The sequence below is a fragment of the Ramlibacter aquaticus genome (assembly GCF_015159745.1).
Classification (GTDB): domain Bacteria; phylum Pseudomonadota; class Gammaproteobacteria; order Burkholderiales; family Burkholderiaceae_C; genus Ramlibacter; species Ramlibacter aquaticus.
In genome coordinates this window covers 23,100-43,453 of sequence record NZ_JADDOJ010000018.1, presented here as the reverse complement: position 1 = coordinate 43,453, position 20,354 = coordinate 23,100, and the positions used below count along the sequence as shown (strand labels likewise).

The following is a 20,354-nucleotide window of genomic DNA, read 5'->3' as shown; positions in this document are numbered from 1 at the left end:
CGGGCGCAGTTTCTTGGGTCCGTGCCGAACCTCAAAGTTCGACAAAGCCTCTGATTTTAACCGGCCGCGCCGGCTGTGGCGGGAAGCCGCGCGTCAGCGGCCCCGGCCGCCGCGGCGGTTGCCGCCGCCGGACGTGCCACCGCCGCCACCGCCGCCCCGGCGGGGGCCGCCGCCGCCCGAGCCGGAACCCCCTCCGCCCTGGCGCTGGCGGGTGAAGCTGTCGGCGCCGATGTAGCCGAACGAGGTCTTCATCGGATCGGGCTGGTTGCCCGCCGGGCCGCCCGCACCACCACCGCCGCCGCCGCCCTGGCGGTCGCCACGGCCCTTGGCGCGGCGCGGCTGGGCATTGCCGCCCGGCTGGCTGTTGCGCGGCGGGCCGTCGCCGCGCGGGCCGCCCTGGCGGGTGCCGCGGCGGCGCTTGTTGCGCCCGTCGCCCTCGCGGCCCTCGCCCGGCCCGGCTTGCGGCCGGGGGGCCTCGATGCCGGCGGCCTGGGTCAGCGCCCGGATGTCGCGTTCGTCCAGTTCCATCCAGGCACCGCGCTTGAGCCCGCGCGGCAGCAGCATGGCACCGTAGCGGATGCGGATCAGCCGGCTGACCGCATGGCCCAGGGCCTCGAACAGGCGGCGCACCTCCCGGTTGCGGCCCTCGGAAATGGTGACGCGGTACCAGGTATTGGCACCCTCCCCGCCCCCGTCCTCGATGCTGCCGAACTGGGCTTTGCCATCGTCGAGCTGGATGCCGTCGAGCAGGCGCTGCTTTTCCTCGTTGCTGAGCGCGCCCAGCACCCGCACCGCGTACTCGCGCTCCAGGCCGAAGCGCGGGTGCATCAGACGGTTCGCCAGTTCGCCCGAACTGGTGAACAGCAGCAGGCCTTCGGTGTTCAGGTCCAGCCGGCCGACGGACTGCCACTTGCCCGTGGCCAGGCGCGGCAGCTTGCGGAACACGGTGGGCCGGTTCTGCGGGTCCTCGTGGGTGACGACCTCGCCAGTCGGCTTGTGGTAGGCGATGACCCGCGCGGGGGGCGGCGCGATGCGCACGCGGATGGGCTTGCCGTTGACCTTGATCTGGTCACCGTACTGGATGCGCTGGCCCACGTGGGCGGGCTCGTTGTTGACCGAGATGCGCCCTTCCATGATGAGCTGCTCCATCTCCAGGCGCGAGCCCAGCCCGGCCTGGGCGAGCACCTTGTGCAGCTTGGGGGTGTCGGCCTGCGGCAGAAGCACGCGCTTGGGCGGCGCCGCATCGGCCGGCTCGGCCAGGCTGTCGAATTCGCCGGAGACCACGTCCTCGAAGCGCACCGGCGGGGGCGCCGGCTCGGCGGCAGCACGCTCGCGGCGGCGGGCCGCGCCACCGTCGGCCTCGAACTCGTCGTCGTCCTCGTCCGGGTCGTCGCCGTCCTGGGCGTCCTCGTCATCCCCGTCGGCGGCCCCCTGAGGCGCAGCGGACGCAGCCGGCGGGGCCGCCTGCGGCGCGGGTGCCGGGGCTTCGGTGGCAGGCGCCTGCGCGGCCGTGGTGCCGGGCAGTACTTCTTCGTCAGCCGGCACGGAGCCGCCTTCAGGCAGGGATGGGTTCATTGTGTTCAGGTGAGTTCTGCGTGCGCGCCGCCGTCGGCGTCGCCGGCCTGCGGGCCGGCCGGGTTGGGCTGCAATTCGGGGGTGGGGGCCGGCACGGCGCCGGCCTCGTCCAGGGCGGCGAGCGGCAGCTCGGCCTCGGCGCCCGCGGCGGGCATCTCGAGCGAGGGCTGGTCCGCGTCCTCGTGGCCGGCCAGCGAGGCCATCAGTTCGGACTGCTGGGCGGGGCTCTCCAGCATGGGCAGCTGGTCCAGGGACTGCAGGCCCAGGTCGTCCAGGAACTGGCGCGTGGTCGCGAACAGCGCGGGGCGCCCGGGCGCCTCGCGGTGGCCGATGACCTCGATCCAGCCGCGATCCTCGAGTTGCTTGAGGATCATGGCGTTGATCGTGACGCCGCGGATGTCTTCCATGTCGCCCCGGGTGACGGGCTGGCGGTAGGCAATGATGGCCAGCGTCTCCAGCACGGCCCGCGTGTAGCGCGGCGGCTTTTCGGGGTGCAGGCGATCCAGGTACTCACGCATCGCCGGGCGGCTCTGGAAACGCCAGCCGCTGGCCACCTGCACCAGCTCGACCCCCCTGGGCGACCACTCGTCCTGAAGCTCGACCAGCAGGGTCTTGAGCGTGTCGGGGCCGAGTTCGTCGTTGAAGAGCGTGCGCATCTCCCGCAGCTGCAGGGGTTGCGTCGCGCAGATCAGGGCAGTTTCGAGGATGCGCCGGGCATCCGCCGTATTCATGGTCTTGCCGTTCCCGCTAGAGGCGCCGCTGGGGCGCGCAAGTCAAAAGGCTGTGAGGGCTGCGGTCGCCCGCGTCGCACGGCACCGGGGGTGCCCGGGCTGGCGCCCCGCGTCGTCAGGGGGCGTGGCGGGTGAGCCATTCCTGTTCATTGTAACGCAGCCCCCACGCCGCCAAGGCCGCGATCATGTCCCCCGGCGGGGTGGACGTCCAGGCCAGCGCCTGGCCCGTGACCGGGTGGCACAGGGCCAGCCGCGCGGCGTGCAGCGCCTGCCGCGCCAGCCCGCCGGCCGGGGCCCCGCCGTACAGCGCATCGCCCACCAGCGGATGGCCGATGTGGGCCATGTGGACGCGGATCTGGTGGGTGCGGCCGGTGTGCAGCGAGGCCTTCACGAAACAGCCCGCGCCGGCGTTGGCGAGCCACTCGAACGTCGTCTGGGCTGGCTTGCCGCCCTGCACGACTCCCATGCGCAGCCGGTTGCGCGGGTCGCGGCCCACGGGGGCGTCCACCTGGCGGGTCGCCGGGCCTTCCCAGCGCCTGTGCGCCAGGGCGAGGTACTGGCGGCTCACCTCGCGTGCGGCGATCATGCGCACCAGCGCGTCCATGGCAGCGCGCGTGCGCGCCACCACCATCAGGCCGCTGGTGTCCTTGTCGAGCCGGTGCACGATGCCGGCGCGCGGCAGCAGCGCGGCCTGGGGGTCGCGCGCCAGGAGGCCGTTGAGCAGGGTGCCGCTCCAGTTGCCGGGCGCGGGATGCACCACCAGCCCGGCCGGCTTGTCGACCACCAGCAGGTGCTCGTCCTCGTGCACCACGGGAAAGGCGATGGGCTCGGGCCGGAAGGCCTGGCTCTGCGGCGTGGGCCGCAGTTCGACCTCGCCGGCCTCGCCCGCGCGCACCTTCTGCGCAGGCCGCAGCACCACGCGGCCCGCCAGGCGCACGGCCCCCGCTTCCACCAGCTGCTGGAGGTGGCTGCGTGAAAATTCCGGCAGCAAAGCCACCAGGGCCCGGTCCAGCCGCTCCCCATGCAGCGCGCTGTCGATGAGGAAGGGCCGCGTCTCGCTGTCGGGCGCAAGGTCGCCGGTGTCGGCCTCGCCCTCGTCGAGGGCGGCCGCTGGAAGGTCGGTCGATATAATCGTCGGGCCCTGATTCAAGAAGGTTGCCTGCTGATGCTACGAGCGAAATTATCGGTCTTCCCCGCGCTCGCGCTGGTCGCCGCGGCTTTGCTGCCCGGCTGCTCCACGACCTCGGAGGACAAGACCGCAGGCCAGACCCCGCAGCGCATCTACGCCGACGCGAAGGACGAAGTCGCGGCCGGCAGCTGGGACAAGGCGGTCAACCTGTTCGAGAAGCTGGAAGGCCGCGCCGCCGGCACGCCGCTCGCGCAGCAGGCCGAACTCGAGAAGGCCTACGCCCAGTACAAGTCGGGCGACCAGGCCGCCGCGCTCTCCACCCTGGACCGCTTCCTCAAGCTGCACCCGGCCAGCCCGGCGGTCGACTATGCGCTCTACCTCAAGGGCGTGGTCAACTTCAACGACAACCTGGGCCTGTTCTCCTCCATCACGCGCCAGGACCTGTCCGAGCGTGACCAGAAGGCCGCCAAGGAGTCGTTCGAGGCCTTCAAGGAGCTGGCGAACCGCTTCCCCGACTCCAAGTACACGGCGGACGCGCGCCTGCGCATGAACTACATCGTGAACTCGCTGGCAGCCTACGAGCTTCACGTCGCCCGCTTCTACTACCAGCGCGGCGCCTACGTGGCGGCCGCCAGCCGGGCGCAGGCCGCCGTCACCGACTACCAGAACGTGCCCGCCACCGAGGAGGCGCTGTACATCATGGTGCGCTCCTACGAAGCCCTGGGCCTGCCCAAGCTGGCCGAGGACGCGCGCCGCGTGCTCGAGACCAGCTACCCCAAGAGCGAGTTCCTGGCCCGCGGCTTCAAGGCCAAGGAGCAGCCGTGGTGGAAGTTCTGGTGAGGCCGGCGAGCGAATCCAGCGCTTCCTCCCAGGCCACCGCATCCGCCAGCCGCCGCATCGGCGGCAGGGCCGCCAGCAAACGGCGCCCGTAGCCCATGGACACCAGCCTGTTGTCGCACAGCACCAGCAGGCCACGGTCCGACTCGCGGCGTATCAGGCGCCCCGCGCCCTGCTTGAGCGCCACCGCCGCCTCCGGCACGAAGTAATCGTTGAAGGCGCTGCGGCCTTCCTTTTCCAGCCGCTGCGCCCTCGCCTCGACCAGCGGGTCGCCGGGTGGCGGGAAGGGCAGCTTGTCGATGACCACCAGCTGCAAGGCGTCGCCCGGGACGTCCACGCCCTCCCAGAACGAGGCCGAGGCCACCAGCAGGCAACCCCGCCCGCCCGCGTCGCCCTCGCGGAAGCGCTCGATCAGGCGCCGCTTGGGCCACTGCCCCTGCACCAGCACGTCGACGTCCGGCGACCCCTCGAAGCGGCGCTGCAGGTCCTCGCCGATGGCGCGCAGGGCCCGCAGCGTGGTGGTCAGCACCATGGTGCGGCCGCGCAAGGCCTGGGCGCCCTGCGCCGCCAGCCGCGCGACCGCGGCGCTGTGGCCGGGGTCGTTGGGCCGCGGCATCTCGCGCGGCACGTACAGCGCGGCCTGGGTGGCGTAGTCGAAGGGGCTCTCCACGGCCAGGATGCGCGCGTCCTGCAGCCCGCAGGGCTCGGTGAACCAGGACAGCTTCTCGTCGTCGCCCAGGGTCGCCGAGGTGAAGACCCAGGCACGCTGCGAGCCCGGCTCGCTGTCGGCCTTGAGCAGCTTCTCGCGCACGGCCTGCGCAATGTCCAGGGGTGACTCGACCAGGCGCAGTTGCAGGCCCACGTCCACCCAGCGCACGCAGCCGGCCTGCGCCGGGCCGGCGAACTGGCCGGCCTTGGCGGCCAGGTCTTCCGCGCGGGAGAGCAGGCGCTCGAAATCCGGCGCCAGCTCGGTGACCGTGTGCAGCCCCTCGATCGCGGCATGCAGGGCGTCGGCCAGCGCGAACAGCGCCTCCTGCCAGCGCACGGCGTCGAAGCCTTCCGGGGCGCCGGCGGTCCAGCGCTGGCGCGCGCCCACCGGATGCTTGCCCGCCACCAGACGCAGGTCCCGCGACGCGCGCTCCACGCCGCCCGCGAGCGCCTGCCAGTCGACCAGGCCGCGCGCCAGCTGCAGCCCGGTGGCGAGCAGGTCACGCGCCAGGTCCAGGAGCTGGCCGGTGCCCAGCACCCGGCCCAGGAACTGCACGCCGGTCTCGTTGAGCTGGTGCGCCTCGTCGAAGATGGCCACGCGCACGCTGGGCAGCAGTTCGGCCATGCCGGATTCGCGCACCGCGAGGTCGGCGAAGAACAGGTGGTGGTTCACCACCACCACGTCCGCCGCCAGCGCCTCCTTGCGGGCCTGGTTGACGTGGCAGCTGCGGAATTTGGGGCACTGCGCCCCCAGGCAGTTCTCGCGCGTGGAGGTCACCAGCGGCACCAGGGGGGACCGCTCGTCCAGGCCCGGCAGCTCGGCCAGGTCGCCGGTCTGGGTGCTGCGTGACCACTCCTCGATCTTGGCCAGCGAGCGCAGCGCCGTCCGGTCGGGCAAGGTGGCATCGTGGCGCGCCATCTCGAGCCGGTGCACGCACAGGTAGCTGCCGCGGCCCTTGAGCAGCGCGGTGCGCACCGGCAGCGCCAGCGCCTCCACCAGGCGCGGCAGGTCGCGGCCATAGAGCTGGTCCTGCAGCGTCTTGGTGGCCGTGGACATCAGCACGCGCTCCCCCGACAGCAGCGCGGGCACCAGGTAGGAGAAGGTCTTGCCCACGCCGGTCCCCGCTTCCACGACCAGGGCGCCGCCCTCGCCGATGACGCGAGCCACGGCCATGGCCATCTCGGTCTGGCCGGCCCGGGGCTGGAACTGGTCGGCGGCGCGCGACAGCACGCCGCCCTGCGCGAAGGCCTCGCGAACGGCTTCCTCCAGGTTCATCGCAGGCTCAGGCCGGTTCCTTGGGGTCCAGCGCGAGTTCCAGCCGCGCGATCTCGTCGCGCAGGGCGAGGCGGCGCTTCTTCAGGCGGCGCATCATGAGCTCGTCGGCGGGTTGCTCGAGCGCGGCGCGATCGAGCAGGGCGTCCAGGTCGGCATGCGCCATGCGCAGTTCGATGAGGCGGCGGTCCGGGGAATGGAGGTTGGCTTCCAAGATGTCGGATGGGTCGGAGCCCATCGGGTTCGTCGGGATAATACGTCGTCTGGAGCAATATTTCGAGAGCGACCGGCCGGGCTGGCGCTACGATTACCGCATGGCCACCAAGGGTTTCCGTCTCACCGCCGCCACGGGCATCCACAAGGGTGACCGTGAGTACCAGCAAGACCAGGTCGTCCTGGTGAGCCACAGCCGCGTGCCCGGCTGCGTGCTGGCCGTGGTGGCCGATGGCATGGGCGGCCGCAGCGGCGGGCGCAAGGCCTCGGACCAGGTCATGCTCACCGCGCAGCAGCTGTTCGACCGGTATTCGCCCGACAACGACGACGCCGGCAACCTGCTCAAGCAGGTCGTGCAGGAGGCCCACCTCGTCATCAAGCTGACCGCGATCTCCGCCGAACAGGAGCCGCACAGCACCATCGCGGCCTTCCTGATCAACCCCAGCGGCGACTGCCACTGGATCCACGCCGGCGATTCCCGCATCTACCACTTCCACCGCGGCAAGCTGGTGCGGCGCACCCTGGACCACAGCTACGTGCAGACCCTGGTGGACCGCGGCGAGCTGACGGAGGAAGAGGCCAACGTGCACCCGCAGTCCAACATCCTCATGGGCTGCCTGGGGGCCGAGGACGAACCGCCCGAGAGCCACCACTACATCCCGGCCCTGCGGCCCGGGGACGTCCTGCTGGCCTGCAGCGACGGCATCTGGCACTACTTCAGCCCCGAGGAGCTCGGTTCCGTGGTGTCCTCGCTGGGCCCGCGCGAGGCCAGCGAATTCCTGATCGAGAAGGCACGCCAGCGCGGCCACGGCGGCGGCGACAACATGTCGCTGGTGATCGTCCGGGTCGAGGCGCTGGCCGACTGAGCCGGCAGCCCCTGCCCGTTCAGGGCGGCACCGGCAGCGGTGCGGCCGGCGGCTTCGTGCGATCGGCCAGGCGCTGCGCCTGGCGCGCCTTGCGTTCCTGCGCATCCTTCAGGCGCTGCTGGTGTTCTGCGGCACGCTGGGCCGAGTCGCTGGCGGCGCGCTGGCGCGCCTGGGCGGTTTCGGCCTGGCGCCGGGCCACGTCCGCCTCGCGCTGGGCCGCGCGGCCGGGCGCGGAAGCGGCTTGCGCCGCCTGCGTGGCGGCCTTGTCCTGGGCCTGCTGCTGGCGTGCGGCGTCGCTGGCGCGCGCCGCGTCCTCGCCCTCCAGCTTCTCCTGGCGCTGGGCGTCGCGCTCCTCCAGCGAACGCTGGCGCTCGGCCGCCTTGCGCTTGCGCGATTCGTCGCCAAGCGCCACCTCCTGGCGCCGCAGGTCACCCATGACCTCGCGCCGCGCGGCCCTTGCATCGGCCAGGCAATCGTTGACGGCGAACTTGCGCCAGCAGGCCTTCTCCGCCTCGGCGTAGCGCGTCTCGGCCGCCGCGCGGGCCTGGGCGATGGACGCCCGTCGCGCGGCCTCCTCGGCGTCGGCCGCGGCGGCCGCGCCCGCGTCCTGGGCGCGCAGCGGCAGTGCCAGGGCAGCGAGGCCGGCCAGCCACAGGGCCGCGAAGCGCCGCCTCATGCGATGCTCGTGTCCACCGCGCGGTGCGGCAGCTGCAGGTATTCGGACGACTGCATCTCGTTCAGCCGCGACACCGTGCGCGGGAATTCGTGCGCGAGCGGCCCCTCGGTGTAGAGCGATTCGGGGGGCACGGCCGCCGACATGATCAGTTTCACACGGCGATCGTAGAGCACATCGACCAGCCAGGTGAAACGGCGTGCTTCGGAGGCCATGCGCACCGGCATGTGCGGCACGTCGGACAGCAGCACGGTGTGGAACTGGCTGGCGATCTCCAGGTAGTCGTTCTGCGAACGCGGGCCGCCGCACAGCGTGCGGAAATCGAACCACACCACCCCGCCGGCCTTGCGCCGGGCGCGGATCTCGCGCGCCTCGATGTGCAGCACCGGGTTCTCATCGGCCGAGGCTGCCAGGTCGCTGAAGGCCTGACCCATGGCCGCGTCGGCCGCCGGCCCCAGCGGCGTGTGGTAGAGCTGGACCTGCTCCATGGTGCGGCGCCGGTAGTCGGTGCCGTTGTCCACGTTGATCACCTCCAGCTTCTGGTTCAGCAGCGCAATGGCCGGCAGCAGCCGGTCACGGTGCAGGCCGTTGGGGTACAGGTCGTCGGGCTTGAAGTTCGAGGTGGTGACGAAGCCCACGCCGTGCGCGAACATCGAATCCAGCAGGCGGTGCAGGATCATCGCGTCCGTGATGTCGGCGACGTGGAATTCGTCGAAGCACACCAGCTTGAAGCGCTTGGCCATGCGCGCGCCCAGCGCATCCAGCGGGTTCACCGTGCCCTGCAGGTCGGCGAGTTGCCGGTGCACCTCGCGCATGAACTCGTGGAAGTGCAGGCGCGTCTTGCGCACGATGGGGACGGCCGTGTAGAAGCAGTCCATGAGGAAGCTCTTGCCCCGCCCCACCCCGCCGTACATGTACACGCCGCGCGGGATGTCGGGCCGGTTGATCAGCTTCTTGAGCGCGTTGGAACGCTGGGCCTTGTAGGCCCCCCACTCGCGGGCGCAGCGGTCCAGCGCCTCCACGGCGCGAAGCTGCGCCGGGTCGGCGGCATAGCCCCGACGCACGAGTTCGGCTTCGTAGATGTCCTTGACCGAGGGCACTGCGACGGGGGTCCGGCGTCAGAAGTTCAGGGTGCGCTTGTCGACCGCCAGCGCCGCTTCCTTGGTCGCCTCGGAGAGCGAGGGATGGGCGTGGCAGATGCGCGCGATGTCCTCCGACGAGGCACGGAACTCCATGGCCACCACGGCCTCGGAGATCAGCTCGCTGGCCATGGGGCCGACGATGTGCACGCCCAGGATCTCGTCCGTGGCGGCGTCCGCCAGGAACTTGACCATGCCGGTCGTGTCGCCCAGGGCGCGCGCGCGGCCGTTGGCGAGGAAGGGGAAGGTGCCGGCCTTGTACTTCACGCCGTCGGCCTTGAGCTGCTGCTCGGTGCGGCCCACCCACGCGATCTCCGGGTGGGTGTAGATCACCCAGGGGATGGTGTTGAAGTTGACGTGCCCGTGCTGGCCGGCGATGCGCTCGGCCACGGCCACGCCCTCTTCCTCGGCCTTGTGCGCCAGCATGGGGCCGCGCACCACGTCGCCCACCGCCCAGACGTTGGCCAGGTTGGTGCGGCAGTCGGCATCCACCACGATGGCGCCGCGCTCGTCCAGCTGCAGGCCCACTGCCGCGGTGTTCAACCCGTTGGTGTTGGGCACGCGGCCGATCGAGACGATCAGGCGGTCCACGTCCAGCGACTGGGCCTCGCCCTTGGCATTGGTGTAGGCGATCTTCACGCCCTTGGCGCCGGCCTTGACCTCGCCCACCTTCACGCCCAGCTCGATCTTCAGGCCCTGCTTGTCGAAGGCCTTCTTGGCTTCCTTGGCGATCTGCTCGTCCACCGCGCCCAGGAAGGTGGGCAGCGCTTCCAGCACCGTCACCTCGGCGCCCAGGCGGCGCCAGACCGAGCCCATCTCCAGGCCGATCACGCCGGAGCCGATCAGCGCCAGCTTCTTCGGCACGTCGGGAATGCGCAGCGCGCCGTCGTTGGAGAGCACGCGCTCCTCGTCGAAGGGCACGCCGGGCAGCGCACGGGCGTTGGAGCCCGTGGCCACGATGACGTGCTTGCCGACCAGGGTCTCGGGCTTGTCGCCGGCGACCGCGATCTCCCAGCCGCCCTCGGCCTGCTTCACGAAGGAGCCGCGGCCGTGGAAGAAGCTGACCTTGTTCTTCTTGAACAGGTAGAGGATGCCGTCGTTGTTCTGCTTGACCACCTGGTCCTTGCGGCCCAGCATCTTCGCCACGTCCAGGCCCAGGCCCGACACCGAGATGCCGTGCTCGGCGAAGTGCTTGCCCGCGTGCTCATAGTGCTCGGAGGACTGCAGCAGCGCCTTCGAAGGGATGCAGCCCACGTTGGTGCAGGTGCCGCCGGGGGCGGGACCGCCCTGGGCGTTCTTCCACTCGTCGATGCAGGCGACCTTGAAGCCCAGCTGGGCGGCGCGGATGGCGGCGATGTAGCCGCCGGGGCCGCCGCCGATGACGACGACGTCGAAATTCTGGCTCATGGTGCGTTCCTCAGATGTCGAACAGCAGGCGCGCCGGGTCTTCCAGCGCTTCCTTCATGGCGACCAGGCCCAGCACGGCCTCGCGGCCGTCGATGATGCGGTGGTCGTAGGACATCGCGAGGTAGTTGATCGGGCGGACCACCACCTGGCCGTTCTCCACCACGGCGCGGTCCTTGGTGGCGTGCACGCCCAGAATGGCCGATTGCGGCGGGTTGATGATGGGGGTGGACAGCATGGAGCCGAACACGCCGCCGTTGGAGATGGAGAAGGTGCCGCCGGTCATCTCCTCAATGCCCAGCTTGCCGTCGCGCGCCTTGGCGCCGAACTCGGCGATCTTCTTCTCGATGTCGGCGAAGCTCATCTGGTCGGCGTTGCGCAGGATGGGCACCACCAGGCCGCGCGGCGAACCCACCGCGATGCCGATGTCGAAGTAGCCGTGGTAGACGATGTCGTTGCCGTCCACCGAGGCGTTGAGCACCGGGTACTTCTTGAGCGCGTGCACCGCGGCCTTCACGAAGAAGGACATGAAGCCGATCTTGACGCCGTGCTCCTTCTCGAACTTCTCCTGGAAGCGCTTGCGCATCTCCATCACCGGGGCCATGTTCACCTCGTTGAAGGTGGTCAGGATGGCGTTGGTGGACTGCGACTGCAGCAGGCGCTCGGCGACACGGGCGCGCAGGCGGCTCATGGGCACGCGCTGCTCCGGGCGATCGCCCAGGTCCATGCCGGCGGGCGCGGCCACCTGGGCCAGCGCCGGGCGCGCGGCGGCAGGGGCCGCCACCGGTGCGGCCACGGCCGGCTTGGCGCCGCCCGCGATCGCGCCCAGCACGTCGCCCTTGGTCACGCGGCCGTCGCGGCCGGTGCCGGCGACCGAACCGGCCGCCAGGTTGTTGTCGGCCATCAGCTTGGCCGCGGCGGGCATCGCGATGTCGGACCTGGCACCGCCCGTGGCGGCTGCCGCGGCTGCGGGCGCGGGGGCTGCGGCAGCCGGCGCGGCGGCGGCCGGGGCGGGCGCGGCGGCACCGGCCTTGCCTTCGGTGTCGATCTTCGCGATCAGCTGGTCGGCGACCACGGTCGCGCCGTCGCCCTGCAGCACCTCGGCCAGCACGCCGGCAGCCGGCGCGGGCACTTCCAGCACGACCTTGTCGGTCTCGATCTCGATCAGGATCTCGTCCTGCGCCACGGCGTCGCCGGGCTTCTTCTTCCACGCAAGGAGGGTCGCTTCCGCCACCGACTCGGACAGCTGGGGGACCTTCACGTCAACGATAGCCATTTTCTTGTTCCTGGATTCTGTGTAGGGGGTGCGCCTGGGCCGGGCCTGGGCGCGGCGGCGGACGACCCGGGGTCATCCGCCGCGGCACCGGGCCGGCAGGCCGTTCACTTGGTCAGTACGAAGCCCTTGAGCTTGCCGAAGGCCGCTTCCACGAGCGCCTTCTGCTGCTCCTGGTGCAGGTGCGAATAGCCCACGGCCGGCGAGGCCGACGCGGCGCGGCCGGCATAGCCCAGCTTCTGCCCTTCGGCCATGTTCTCGTGGATGTAGTGCTGCACGAAGAACCAGGCGCCCTGGTTCTGCGGTTCGTCCTGGCACCACACGACCTCGGTCGCGTTGGGGTACTTCTTGAGTTCGGCGGCGAAGGCCTTGTGCGGGAACGGATAGAGCTGCTCCACGCGCAGGATCGCGACTTCGGCACCCAATTCCTCGCGCTTCTTGGCCAGGTCGTAGTAGACCTTGCCCGAGCAGACCACGATGCGCTTGACCTTCTCGGCCTTGAGCTCCTTGTGCTCCGGGATGACGGTCTGGAAGCCGCCGCGGGTGAAGTCCGACACCGGCGAGGTGGCGTCCTTGTTCCGCAGCAGCGACTTGGGCGTCATGATGATCAGCGGCTTGCGCAGCGGACGCACCATCTGCCGGCGCAGCAGGTGGAAGATCTGGCTGGCCGTGGTCGGCTGGCAGACCTGCATGTTGGTGTCGGCCGACAGCTGCATGAAGCGCTCCAGGCGCGCCGAGCTGTGCTCGGGCCCCTGCCCTTCGTAGCCGTGCGGCAGCATCAGCGTGATGCCGTTGACGCGGCCCCACTTCACTTCGCCGGAGGCGATGAACTGGTCGATCACCACCTGGGCGCCGTTGGCGAAGTCGCCGAACTGCGCTTCCCAGATGACCAGGGTGTTGGGGTCGTTGGAGGCGTAGCCGTACTCGAAGCCCAGCACCGCCTCTTCGGACAGGATGGAGTCGATGACGACGAACGGGGCCTGGTTGTCAGCCACGTTCTGCAGCGGCACGTAGGTGCCCACGTCCCACTTCTCGCGGTTCTGGTCGTGGATCACGGCGTGGCGGTGCGTGAAGGTGCCGCGGCCGGAATCCTCGCCCGACAGGCGCACCGGGTAGCCCGAGGCGACCAGCGAGGCGAAGGCCATGTGCTCGCCCATGCCCCAGTCCACGTTGACCTCGCCGCGGCCCATGGCGGCGCGGTCGTCCAGCACCTTTTTGACCAGGGGGTGCGGCGTGATGTTCTCGGGGATGTGGGTGACGCGCTCGGCCAGGCGCTTCCACTCGGTGAGCGGAATCGCGGTGTCGGCGTTGTCCACCCACTTCTTGTTCAGGTAGGGCGACCAGTCGACCGCGTACTTGCTCTTGTAGTTGGAGATGACCGGGTCCACCGTGTGCTTGCCGGCGTCCATGGCGGCGCGGTAGGCCTTGACCATCTCGTCGCCCAGCGAATCGCCCAGGCCCTGCTTGGCCAGCTTGTCGGCGTACAGCTTGCGGGTGCCCGGGTGGGCCGCGATCTTCTTGTACATCAGCGGCTGGGTGAGCGAGGGCGTGTCCTGCTCGTTGTGGCCCAGCTTGCGGTAGCAGATGATGTCCAGCACCACGTCCTTGCGGAACTCGAGGCGGAACTCCAGCGCGAGCTGGGTGGCCAGCACCACGGCTTCCGGGTCGTCCCCGTTCACGTGCAGCACCGGCGACTCGATCATCTTGACGATGTCGGTGCAGTACAGCGTGGAGCGCAGGTCGCGCGGGTCGGAGGTGGTGAAGCCGATCTGGTTGTTGATGATCAGGTGCACCGTGCCGCCCGTGCTGTAGCCGCGGGTCTCGGAGAGCGCGAAGGTCTCCTGGTTGACGCCCTGGCCGGCGAAGGCCGCGTCGCCGTGCACCAGCACCGGCAGCACCTGCGCGCCGACCTTGTCGTCGCGGCGGTCCATGCGGGCGCGCACCGAGCCCTCGACCACCGGGTTGACGATTTCCAGGTGGGAGGGGTTGAAGGCCAGCGACAGGTGGACCGGGCCGCCGGGGGTGGACACGTCCGAGCTGAAGCCCTGGTGGTACTTCACGTCACCGGCAGGCAGCTCTTCCGGCGCGGTGTGGTCGAACTCGGCGAACAGGTCCTTGGGCATCTTGCCCAGCGTGTTCACCAGGACGTTCAGGCGGCCGCGGTGGGCCATGCCGATCACGATCTCCTGCACGCCGCGTGCGCCGGCCAGCTGGATGAGTTCGTCCATGGAGGCGATGAAGCTTTCGCCGCCTTCCAGCGAGAAGCGCTTCTGCCCCACGTACTTGGTGTGCAGGTAGCGCTCCAGGCCCTCGGAAGCGGTCAGGCGCTCGAGGATGTGCTTCTTCTTTTCGGCACTGAAGTTCGGCTTGCTGCGGATGCTTTCCAGCTTCTGCTGCCACCAGCGCTTCTGCGCCTGGTTGGTGGTGTGCATGAACTCCGCGCCAATGGTGCCGCAGTAGGTCTCGCGCAGCGCGTTCAGCAGCTCGCGCAGGCTCATGCGGTCCTTGCCGAAGAAGGTGTTGCCGGTGTCGAAGACGGTTTCCTGGTCGGCGTCGTTCAGGCCGTAGAACGAGGGCTCCAGCTCGGGGATCTGCGGGCGCTCGGTGCGCTTGAGCGGGTCCAGGTCGGCCCAGCGCTGGCCCACGTTGCGGTAGGCGGCGATCAGCTGCTGGACGGCGGTGCGCTTCTTGCCCATCTCGGCGTCCGCGTTGGCCATGACCACGCGGGTGCCGCCCTGCTTCGCGCGCTCGGCGAAGGCGTTGATGACGGGCAGGTGGGGAACGTCCTTGGCCGTGCTGCCGTCGACGGCGGGCACGTGCTGGAGGGCGTCGAAATATTCGCGCCAGTTGTCGGGAACGCTGCCGGGGTTGGCCAGGTAGTTCTCGTACATTTCCTCGACATAGGGCGCGTTGCCGCCGAAGAGGTACGAATTGCCCTGGTAGGCCGTGTAGACGGAGCTTTGGTCGCTCATTCGATTCGCTACTTTCCGCCCCCCTTCAGGAGGCTTTAGCTGGTTGGGAAACCTTCCGCGACACGGCTGAACCGAATGGCGGATGCGACTGTGGCTGGAAGGGCCGAAGGTTGCCTTGGGATTGTGCCACAGGGTTCTCCCTGATGCACCTTTCCGAGGCCCTCCTCATTCAGGCGGTCAGCAGGTCCTTGATCTGCTGCAGGGCTGTCGGGTCCTCGATGGTGGTGAGGTCACCCGGGTCGCGCCCCTCGGCCACCGCCTGGATGGCCCGCCGCAGCAGCTTGCCGCTGCGCGTCTTGGGCAGCATGTTCAGGACCAGCACCCGCGAGGGCCGGGCCACGGCGCCGAGCTGGGTGTCGACCAGTTTCATGATGTCGCCTTCGAGCCTGAGGCGGGCAGCGGCGTCGTCCAGGCCGCTGCTGTCCTTGGCGACGACGAAGGCCATGGCCACCTGGCCCTTGAGGTTGTCGGCCACGCCCACCACCGCCACCTCGGCGACGTTGGGGTGGCTGGAGATGCTCTCCTCGATCTCGCGCGTGCCCAGGCGGTGGCCGGCGACGTTGATCACGTCGTCGGTGCGGCCCAGGATGTAGTAGTAGCCGTCGGCGTCGCGTATGCCCCAGTCGAAGGTGCTGTAGACCATCTTGCCGGGGATGCTCTGCCAGTAGGTCTTCACGAAGCGCTCGTCGTCGCGCCAGATGGTCTGCATGAAGCCGGGCGGGGTCGGGCCCTCGATCACCACCACGCCCTTCTCGCCAGGCACGGTCAGCTCCTCGCCGGTGCTCTCGTGCAGCAGCTTCACGCGGTAGCCGCACATGGGCACGCCCGGGCTGCCGAACTTGCTGGGCATCTTCTCGATGCCGTTGGCCACCGTGAGGATGGGCCAGCCGCTCTCGGTCTGCCAGTAGTTGTCGATGATGGGCACGCCCAGGCCCTCGCTGATCCAGCGCGCGGTGGGCTCGTCCAGCGGCTCGCCGGCCAGGAACAGGGCCTTGAGCGAGGACAGGTCGTACTTCGACAGCCAGGCCGGATCCTGCTTCTTGAGCACGCGCACGGCCGTGGGCGCGCTGAACATGCCGGTCACCTTGTACTTCTCGACCAGGCGCCACCAGATGCCCGCGTCGGGGCGGATCGGCAGGCCCTCGTACATGATGGTGGCCATGCCGGCGATCAGCGGCCCGTAGATGATGTAGCTGTGGCCCACCACCCAGCCGATGTCGCTGGTGGAGAAGAAGGTCTCGCCCGGCTCGCCCATGAAGATGTGCTTCATGCTGGCGGCCAGCGCGACGGCGTAACCGCCCACGTCACGCTGCACGCCCTTGGGCCGGCCGGTTGTTCCGCTGGTGTAGATGGTGTAGCTGATCTCGGTGGATTCCAGCCACTCGCAGGGCACCACGGTGCCGCCGGCGGCGGCGAGGCGCTCGGCCCAGTCATGGTCGCGGCCCGGCACGGTCTCCATCGCTGCCAGCCCGCGGTTGACCAGCAGCACGGCCTCGGGCTTGTGCGTGGACAGGCGGATCGCCTCGTCCAGCAGCGGCTTGTAGGGCACCACCTTGCCGGCCCGCGAGCCCGCGTCGGCGCTCACGATCAGGCGGGGCTGCGCGTCCTCGATGCGCGAGGCCAGCGAGACCGAGGCGAAGCCGCCGAAGACCACGGAATGGATGGCACCGATGCGGGCGCAGGCCAGCATGGTGAAGCAGGCTTCGGCGATCATGGGCATGTACACCAGCACCCGGTCGCCCTTCTTCACGCCCAGCGCCAGCAGGGCCGCCGCCGCGCGTTGCACGTTCTCGTGCAGTTCGCGGAAGGTGTAGACACGCTCCTGCTCCGTCTCGGTGGACACGAAGATGAGCGCCGGCTGGTCGGCCCGGTCCTTCAGGTGGCGGTCGACCGCGTTGTGGCACAGGTTGGTCCGCCCGCCGACGAACCAGTTCGCGAACGGCGGCCGGCTGTCATCGCAGATCACCCGGGGCGGCGTCTGCCAGTCGACCAGCCGGGCCTGTTCGGACCAGAAGGCATCCCGGTCCTCGATGGACCGGCGATGGAACTCCGCGAATGTGCTCATCCTTGTCTCCTGCGTTATCGCGGAAGATTGTCGGCCCGGGGCTTGCCCCAAGCTGACGGCCGGGCCAGAAACCCCGGGTTACTTGATGAGTCCCAGGATTTCCTTGAATTCCGGGTGCTCGCAGCTGCGCAGCCACTCGAAGGCCACCATTTCGGTGGTGACCAGCTCGCAGCCGGCGCCGGCCAGGCGGTCGAAGGCGGCGTCGCGGTTGCGCTCCGTGCGGGAGCCGCAGGCATCGGTCACCACCCAGACCTCGAACTCCTCCTCCAGCAGGTCCAGCGCGGTCTGCAGCAGGCAGACATGGGCTTCGCAGCCGGCGATCACGATGGAGGCGCGCGGCTCGGGCGCCGCCTGCGGCTTCTGCAGGTGCCGCGGCAGGCTGCGCGCGTTGCCCGAGGCCGGCCGGGCCGGCGGGCGCAGCCAGTCGAGCAGGCCCTCGGCGACGGCGCTGAAATGCATCTTGGGCAGGGTGCGGCGGCACAGCGCCTTGAGTTCGGGCGGGTTCTCGCCCAGCCCGGCGGGGTTCTGCTCGGTGCCCCAGGCGGGCACCTCCATCGCGGCGGCGAGGCGGGCCAGGCGCCAGGCGTTGCGGGTCACCTCGCCACCGCCCTGGATCGCGGGCATGAGGCGGGCCTGGTAGTCGACCAGCACCAGCTGGCAGTCGTCGGCGTCTAGAAGCATGGGGGTCCTGTGGCGGCGCGCGAGCTCGCGCCGGGCCCGAGTTTTACACAGCCCGGAGGCCGGAATCAGCGGCGGCGGCGCGCCGGCACCAGCATGGGCATGGGCCGGGAATGGCGGGCCCGCTCCAGCTCCAGGTAGTGCTGGCGGCGGCGCTCGGCCTCGCGCTGCGCTTCCAGGGCGGCATGCAAGCGCGCATGGATGGGCTGGATGTCGCGTTCGTCCTCGGCGGCCACCTCGATCACCATGTCGGGCACCAGCACCAGTTCCAGGCCACGCGGATCGAACTCCAGCCGCGGCGGGCTGCCCACGTGGCGCGCCAGCAGGGGCTGGGCCTGTTCAGGGCTGGTGCCCGGCAGCACCAGCAGGAACTGCTCGGCGCCAGTGCGGGCGGCCAGGCCGCGGTGGCCCGCTGCCGCGCGCAGCTTGCGCACCCACTGCTGCATGATCGCGCGGCGCACCCGTTGCCCGTAGATCTCGCGCACCTCGCGCAGGTCACCGAGTTCGAACAGCACCACGGTGACGGGCGCGGACCCCGCCGCCAGCAGGGGGGCGGCGCGCTGGCGCAGGGCCTCGGCCGAGAGCAGGCCGGTGGACGGGTCCAGCGCCTCGCCCTGCGGGGCCGGGCGCTGCCACAGCCGGCTGACCTTGCGCAGCCAGGCCTGGGGACGGGGGCGAGCCACGGCCTCATGGCCTTGCGGCGTATCGGGACAGACGACAGCGATTTCCATAGAGCAATGAAACCATGTGACGTCCATGCGGGCTTGAGCCATGCAGACTGTGACGTTAAGAAAATTCCCTAAGCCACGTCCTGTTACAAGCGCGATCATTCCGGCCGGCGAGTCTTCCTCGCACCCCCCATGCAGACCCACGAGGTGACCCCCGCCCAGCCCATCCGGCTCCTTTGCGTCGAGGACAACCCCGACGACGTGGAGCTCATGGGCATCGCGCTCGAACGGGCGGACCCCCAGCGCCGTTACGTCCTGCAGCGTGTGGACGACGCGAAGGGCTTCGCGGCCGCCCTGGAGGATGAGCACGACGTCATCCTGTGCGACTTCAACATGCCGCGCTTCTCGCCCTATGCGGCGCTGCAGATCCTGGTCGCCAGGCGCTGCTCGACGCCGCTGGTGGTGGTCACGCGCGCCATCGGCGAGGAAGCGGCGGTGCACGTGCTGCGCTGCGGCGCCAAGGACTACCTCACCAAGGACAAGCTGGGCACCCTGCCCCAGATCATCGGCCGCGTGATGGCCGAACGGCAGCGCGCGCTGGAGCAGGAGCGCCTGAGCCGGGAACTGGAAGAAGCCTACCGGCGGCTCAAGAAGCTCTCCGCGCGCCTGGTGGTCGCCCAGGAACGCGAACGCAGCCTGATCTCGCGTGAATTGCACGACCACCTCGGCCAGACCCTGACCGGCATGGTGATCCACCTGCATGCCGCCCAGCGCGCCGCGACCCCGGAACAGAGCCGCCAGCACACGGAGACGGCGGTCCAGATGGCGCACGGCGCGGTCTCGCAGCTCAAGACCCTCTCCTTCTCCCTGCGCCCGGCGCAACTGGACCTGCTGGGCCTGGTGGCCGCCACGCAGTCCGCCGTCCAGCGCGTCGCCGAACCCGCGGGCCTGGCCTTCGAGGTCGACGTGCGGGGCACCGAGCCCGCGCCCGCCCAGCTGGACGAGAGCGCAGCGGTCGCCCTGCGGCTGGTGCAGGAGGCGCTGACCAACGTGATACGCCATGCCCGGGCCAGCCGCGTCCACGTCAGGCTGCGCTTCCTTGCGCAAGGACGCATCGGCGTGGTGGTCGCGGACGACGGCGTGGGCTTCGACAAGGCCGCCGTCCTGGGCCAGCAGCCCAGCGAACGCAACGTGGGCCTGTACGGCATGATCGAGCGCACCGAACTGGCCGGCGGCCGCTTCTGGCTGCGGACCTCGCCCGGCCGGGGCGTCACCCTACGTGCCGTGCTGTAGTCGCGCTACCATCCGGGGGTCATGAAGAAAACTGCTGCCGCCGCTCCCATCCGCGTGGTCCTGGCCGATGACCATGACCTGGTCCGCTCGGGGATCAAGGCGCTGCTGTCCCTGGTCGAGGGCGTGGACGTCATCGCCGAGGCCCGCGACGGCAAGGAGTTGATCACCCTCGTGGAAAGCCTGAACCCGGATGTCGTCATGACCGACATCTCCATGCCCGGCATGGACGGCATCACCGCCATCGCCCACATCCACGAGACGCACCCCGAGGTGCGCATGCTGGTGCTGTCCATGTACGACACCGTGGACTTCGTCAAGCGCGCGGTGGCCAACGGCGCCTGCGGCTACCTGATGAAGGACGCCCCGCCCTTCGAGCTCGAGCAGGCCGTGCGCTCGGTCATGGCCACCGGCAGCTACTTCAGCCCGGCCATCGCCCAGCGCCTGCTGCAGCCCTCGGAGCCCACCGTGGACGATGAGCTCACGCACCGGCAGGTGGAGATCCTGAAGCTGATCGCACAGGGCCGGGCCTCCAAGGAGATCGCCTTCGAGCTCGGGCTTTCGCCCAAGACGGTGGACGTGCACCGGGCCCGCATCATGGAGCGGCTGCGCCTGAACGACATCGCCAGCCTGACGCTCTACGCCGTCCGCAAGGGCCTGATCAAGCCCTGAACCGCGCTGCCGCGGCGGCATGGGCCGCCCGGGCATGCCGCAGCCGATGTCGGCCCCGCCCCTTTCCCGGTGCGCTCCCAAGCCGCAAGGCGCGCATCTGGCCCGGGTCTTGCATGCGCTCCTGACGATCTGACGATAAACCCGGGATTTCCCGGAATTCAGCACAGATCCTTTGGAATCAACAAGTT

General features: G+C 70.1%; 17 protein-coding genes. 4 read left to right on the top strand and 13 right to left on the bottom strand.

Features of this window, described 5'->3' with window-relative positions; all coding sequences use genetic code 11:
- Positions 1-93 precede the first annotated feature (93 nt).
- From IM725_RS06620 to IM725_RS06610, 3 genes are all read right to left on the bottom strand, one after another.
- Entirely contained in the window at positions 94-1,575 is a 1,482-nt protein-coding gene (locus IM725_RS06620; RefSeq protein WP_193779783.1) for a pseudouridine synthase, read from the bottom strand.
- 5 nt (positions 1,576-1,580) lie between these two features.
- Positions 1,581-2,306, bottom strand: a complete 726-nt coding sequence (gene scpB / locus IM725_RS06615) for an SMC-Scp complex subunit ScpB (RefSeq protein ID WP_193779782.1) — start codon at positions 2,304-2,306, stop codon at positions 1,581-1,583.
- A gap of 115 nt (positions 2,307-2,421) precedes the next feature.
- Positions 2,422-3,456, bottom strand: coding sequence for an RluA family pseudouridine synthase (locus tag IM725_RS06610; protein WP_227753632.1), 1,035 nt, complete (start codon positions 3,454-3,456; stop codon positions 2,422-2,424).
- 15 nt (positions 3,457-3,471) lie between these two features.
- Between IM725_RS06610 and IM725_RS06605 the strand changes: the two genes are divergently transcribed.
- Positions 3,472-4,275, top strand: coding sequence for an outer membrane protein assembly factor BamD (locus IM725_RS06605; RefSeq protein WP_193779781.1), 804 nt, complete (start codon positions 3,472-3,474; stop codon positions 4,273-4,275).
- On the opposite strand, the gene IM725_RS06600 is transcribed toward IM725_RS06605, so the two are convergent.
- Positions 4,238-6,256: an ATP-dependent DNA helicase gene (locus tag IM725_RS06600; protein ID WP_193779780.1), complete on the bottom strand. Its 2,019-nt coding sequence runs from the start codon at positions 6,254-6,256 to the stop codon at positions 4,238-4,240. The genes IM725_RS06605 and IM725_RS06600 overlap by 38 nt on opposite strands.
- A gap of 7 nt (positions 6,257-6,263) precedes the next feature.
- Entirely contained in the window at positions 6,264-6,467 is a 204-nt protein-coding gene (locus IM725_RS06595; protein ID WP_193779779.1) for a YdcH family protein, read from the bottom strand.
- Between the two features lie 100 nt (positions 6,468-6,567).
- Here IM725_RS06595 and IM725_RS06590 point away from each other — a divergent pair, with 100 nt between their 5' ends.
- Positions 6,568-7,332 (top strand): PP2C family protein-serine/threonine phosphatase, encoded by a 765-nt coding sequence (locus IM725_RS06590; protein ID WP_193779778.1) that lies wholly within the window; start codon positions 6,568-6,570, stop codon positions 7,330-7,332.
- 19 nt (positions 7,333-7,351) lie between these two features.
- On the opposite strand, the gene IM725_RS06585 is transcribed toward IM725_RS06590, so the two are convergent.
- The 8 genes from IM725_RS06585 to IM725_RS06550 all read right to left on the bottom strand — a co-directional run bounded on the left by IM725_RS06585 (position 7,352) and on the right by IM725_RS06550 (position 18,219).
- On the bottom strand, positions 7,352-8,008 hold the full coding sequence (locus IM725_RS06585; protein WP_193779777.1) for a hypothetical protein: 657 nt from the start codon (positions 8,006-8,008) through the stop codon (positions 7,352-7,354).
- A complete protein-coding gene (zapE, locus tag IM725_RS06580; protein WP_193779776.1) occupies positions 8,005-9,105 on the bottom strand; it encodes a cell division protein ZapE in 1,101 nt (366 codons plus the stop codon). The genes IM725_RS06585 and zapE overlap by 4 nt, the downstream gene beginning before the upstream one ends.
- 18 nt (positions 9,106-9,123) lie before the next feature.
- Entirely contained in the window at positions 9,124-10,551 is a 1,428-nt protein-coding gene (lpdA, locus tag IM725_RS06575) for a dihydrolipoyl dehydrogenase (protein ID WP_193779775.1), read from the bottom strand.
- A gap of 10 nt (positions 10,552-10,561) precedes the next feature.
- Positions 10,562-11,824 carry a 2-oxoglutarate dehydrogenase complex dihydrolipoyllysine-residue succinyltransferase gene (gene odhB, locus IM725_RS06570; protein WP_193779774.1) on the bottom strand — a complete coding sequence of 421 codons (1,263 nt, stop codon included), beginning with the start codon at positions 11,822-11,824 and terminating at the stop codon, positions 10,562-10,564.
- Between the two features lie 104 nt (positions 11,825-11,928).
- The gene (locus tag IM725_RS06565; protein WP_193779773.1) at positions 11,929-14,793 is read right to left on the bottom strand and encodes a 2-oxoglutarate dehydrogenase E1 component; all 2,865 of its coding nucleotides are present in this window, start codon (positions 14,791-14,793) and stop codon (positions 11,929-11,931) included.
- 169 nt (positions 14,794-14,962) lie between these two features.
- The gene (locus IM725_RS06560) at positions 14,963-16,876 is read right to left on the bottom strand and encodes a propionate--CoA ligase (protein ID WP_287066603.1); all 1,914 of its coding nucleotides are present in this window, start codon (positions 16,874-16,876) and stop codon (positions 14,963-14,965) included.
- Positions 16,877-16,936: 60 nt separating this feature from the next.
- Positions 16,937-17,539, bottom strand: coding sequence for an isochorismatase family protein (locus IM725_RS06555; RefSeq protein WP_193779771.1), 603 nt, complete (start codon positions 17,537-17,539; stop codon positions 16,937-16,939).
- Between the two features lie 65 nt (positions 17,540-17,604).
- On the bottom strand, positions 17,605-18,219 hold the full coding sequence (locus IM725_RS06550; RefSeq protein ID WP_193779770.1) for a diguanylate cyclase domain-containing protein: 615 nt from the start codon (positions 18,217-18,219) through the stop codon (positions 17,605-17,607).
- Positions 18,220-18,396: 177 nt separating this feature from the next.
- Between IM725_RS06550 and IM725_RS06545 the strand changes: the two genes are divergently transcribed.
- Positions 18,397-19,497: a hybrid sensor histidine kinase/response regulator gene (locus IM725_RS06545; RefSeq protein ID WP_193779769.1), complete on the top strand. Its 1,101-nt coding sequence runs from the start codon at positions 18,397-18,399 to the stop codon at positions 19,495-19,497.
- 21 nt (positions 19,498-19,518) lie between these two features.
- Positions 19,519-20,166: a response regulator gene (locus IM725_RS06540; protein WP_193779768.1), complete on the top strand. Its 648-nt coding sequence runs from the start codon at positions 19,519-19,521 to the stop codon at positions 20,164-20,166.
- Positions 20,167-20,354 lie beyond the last annotated feature (188 nt).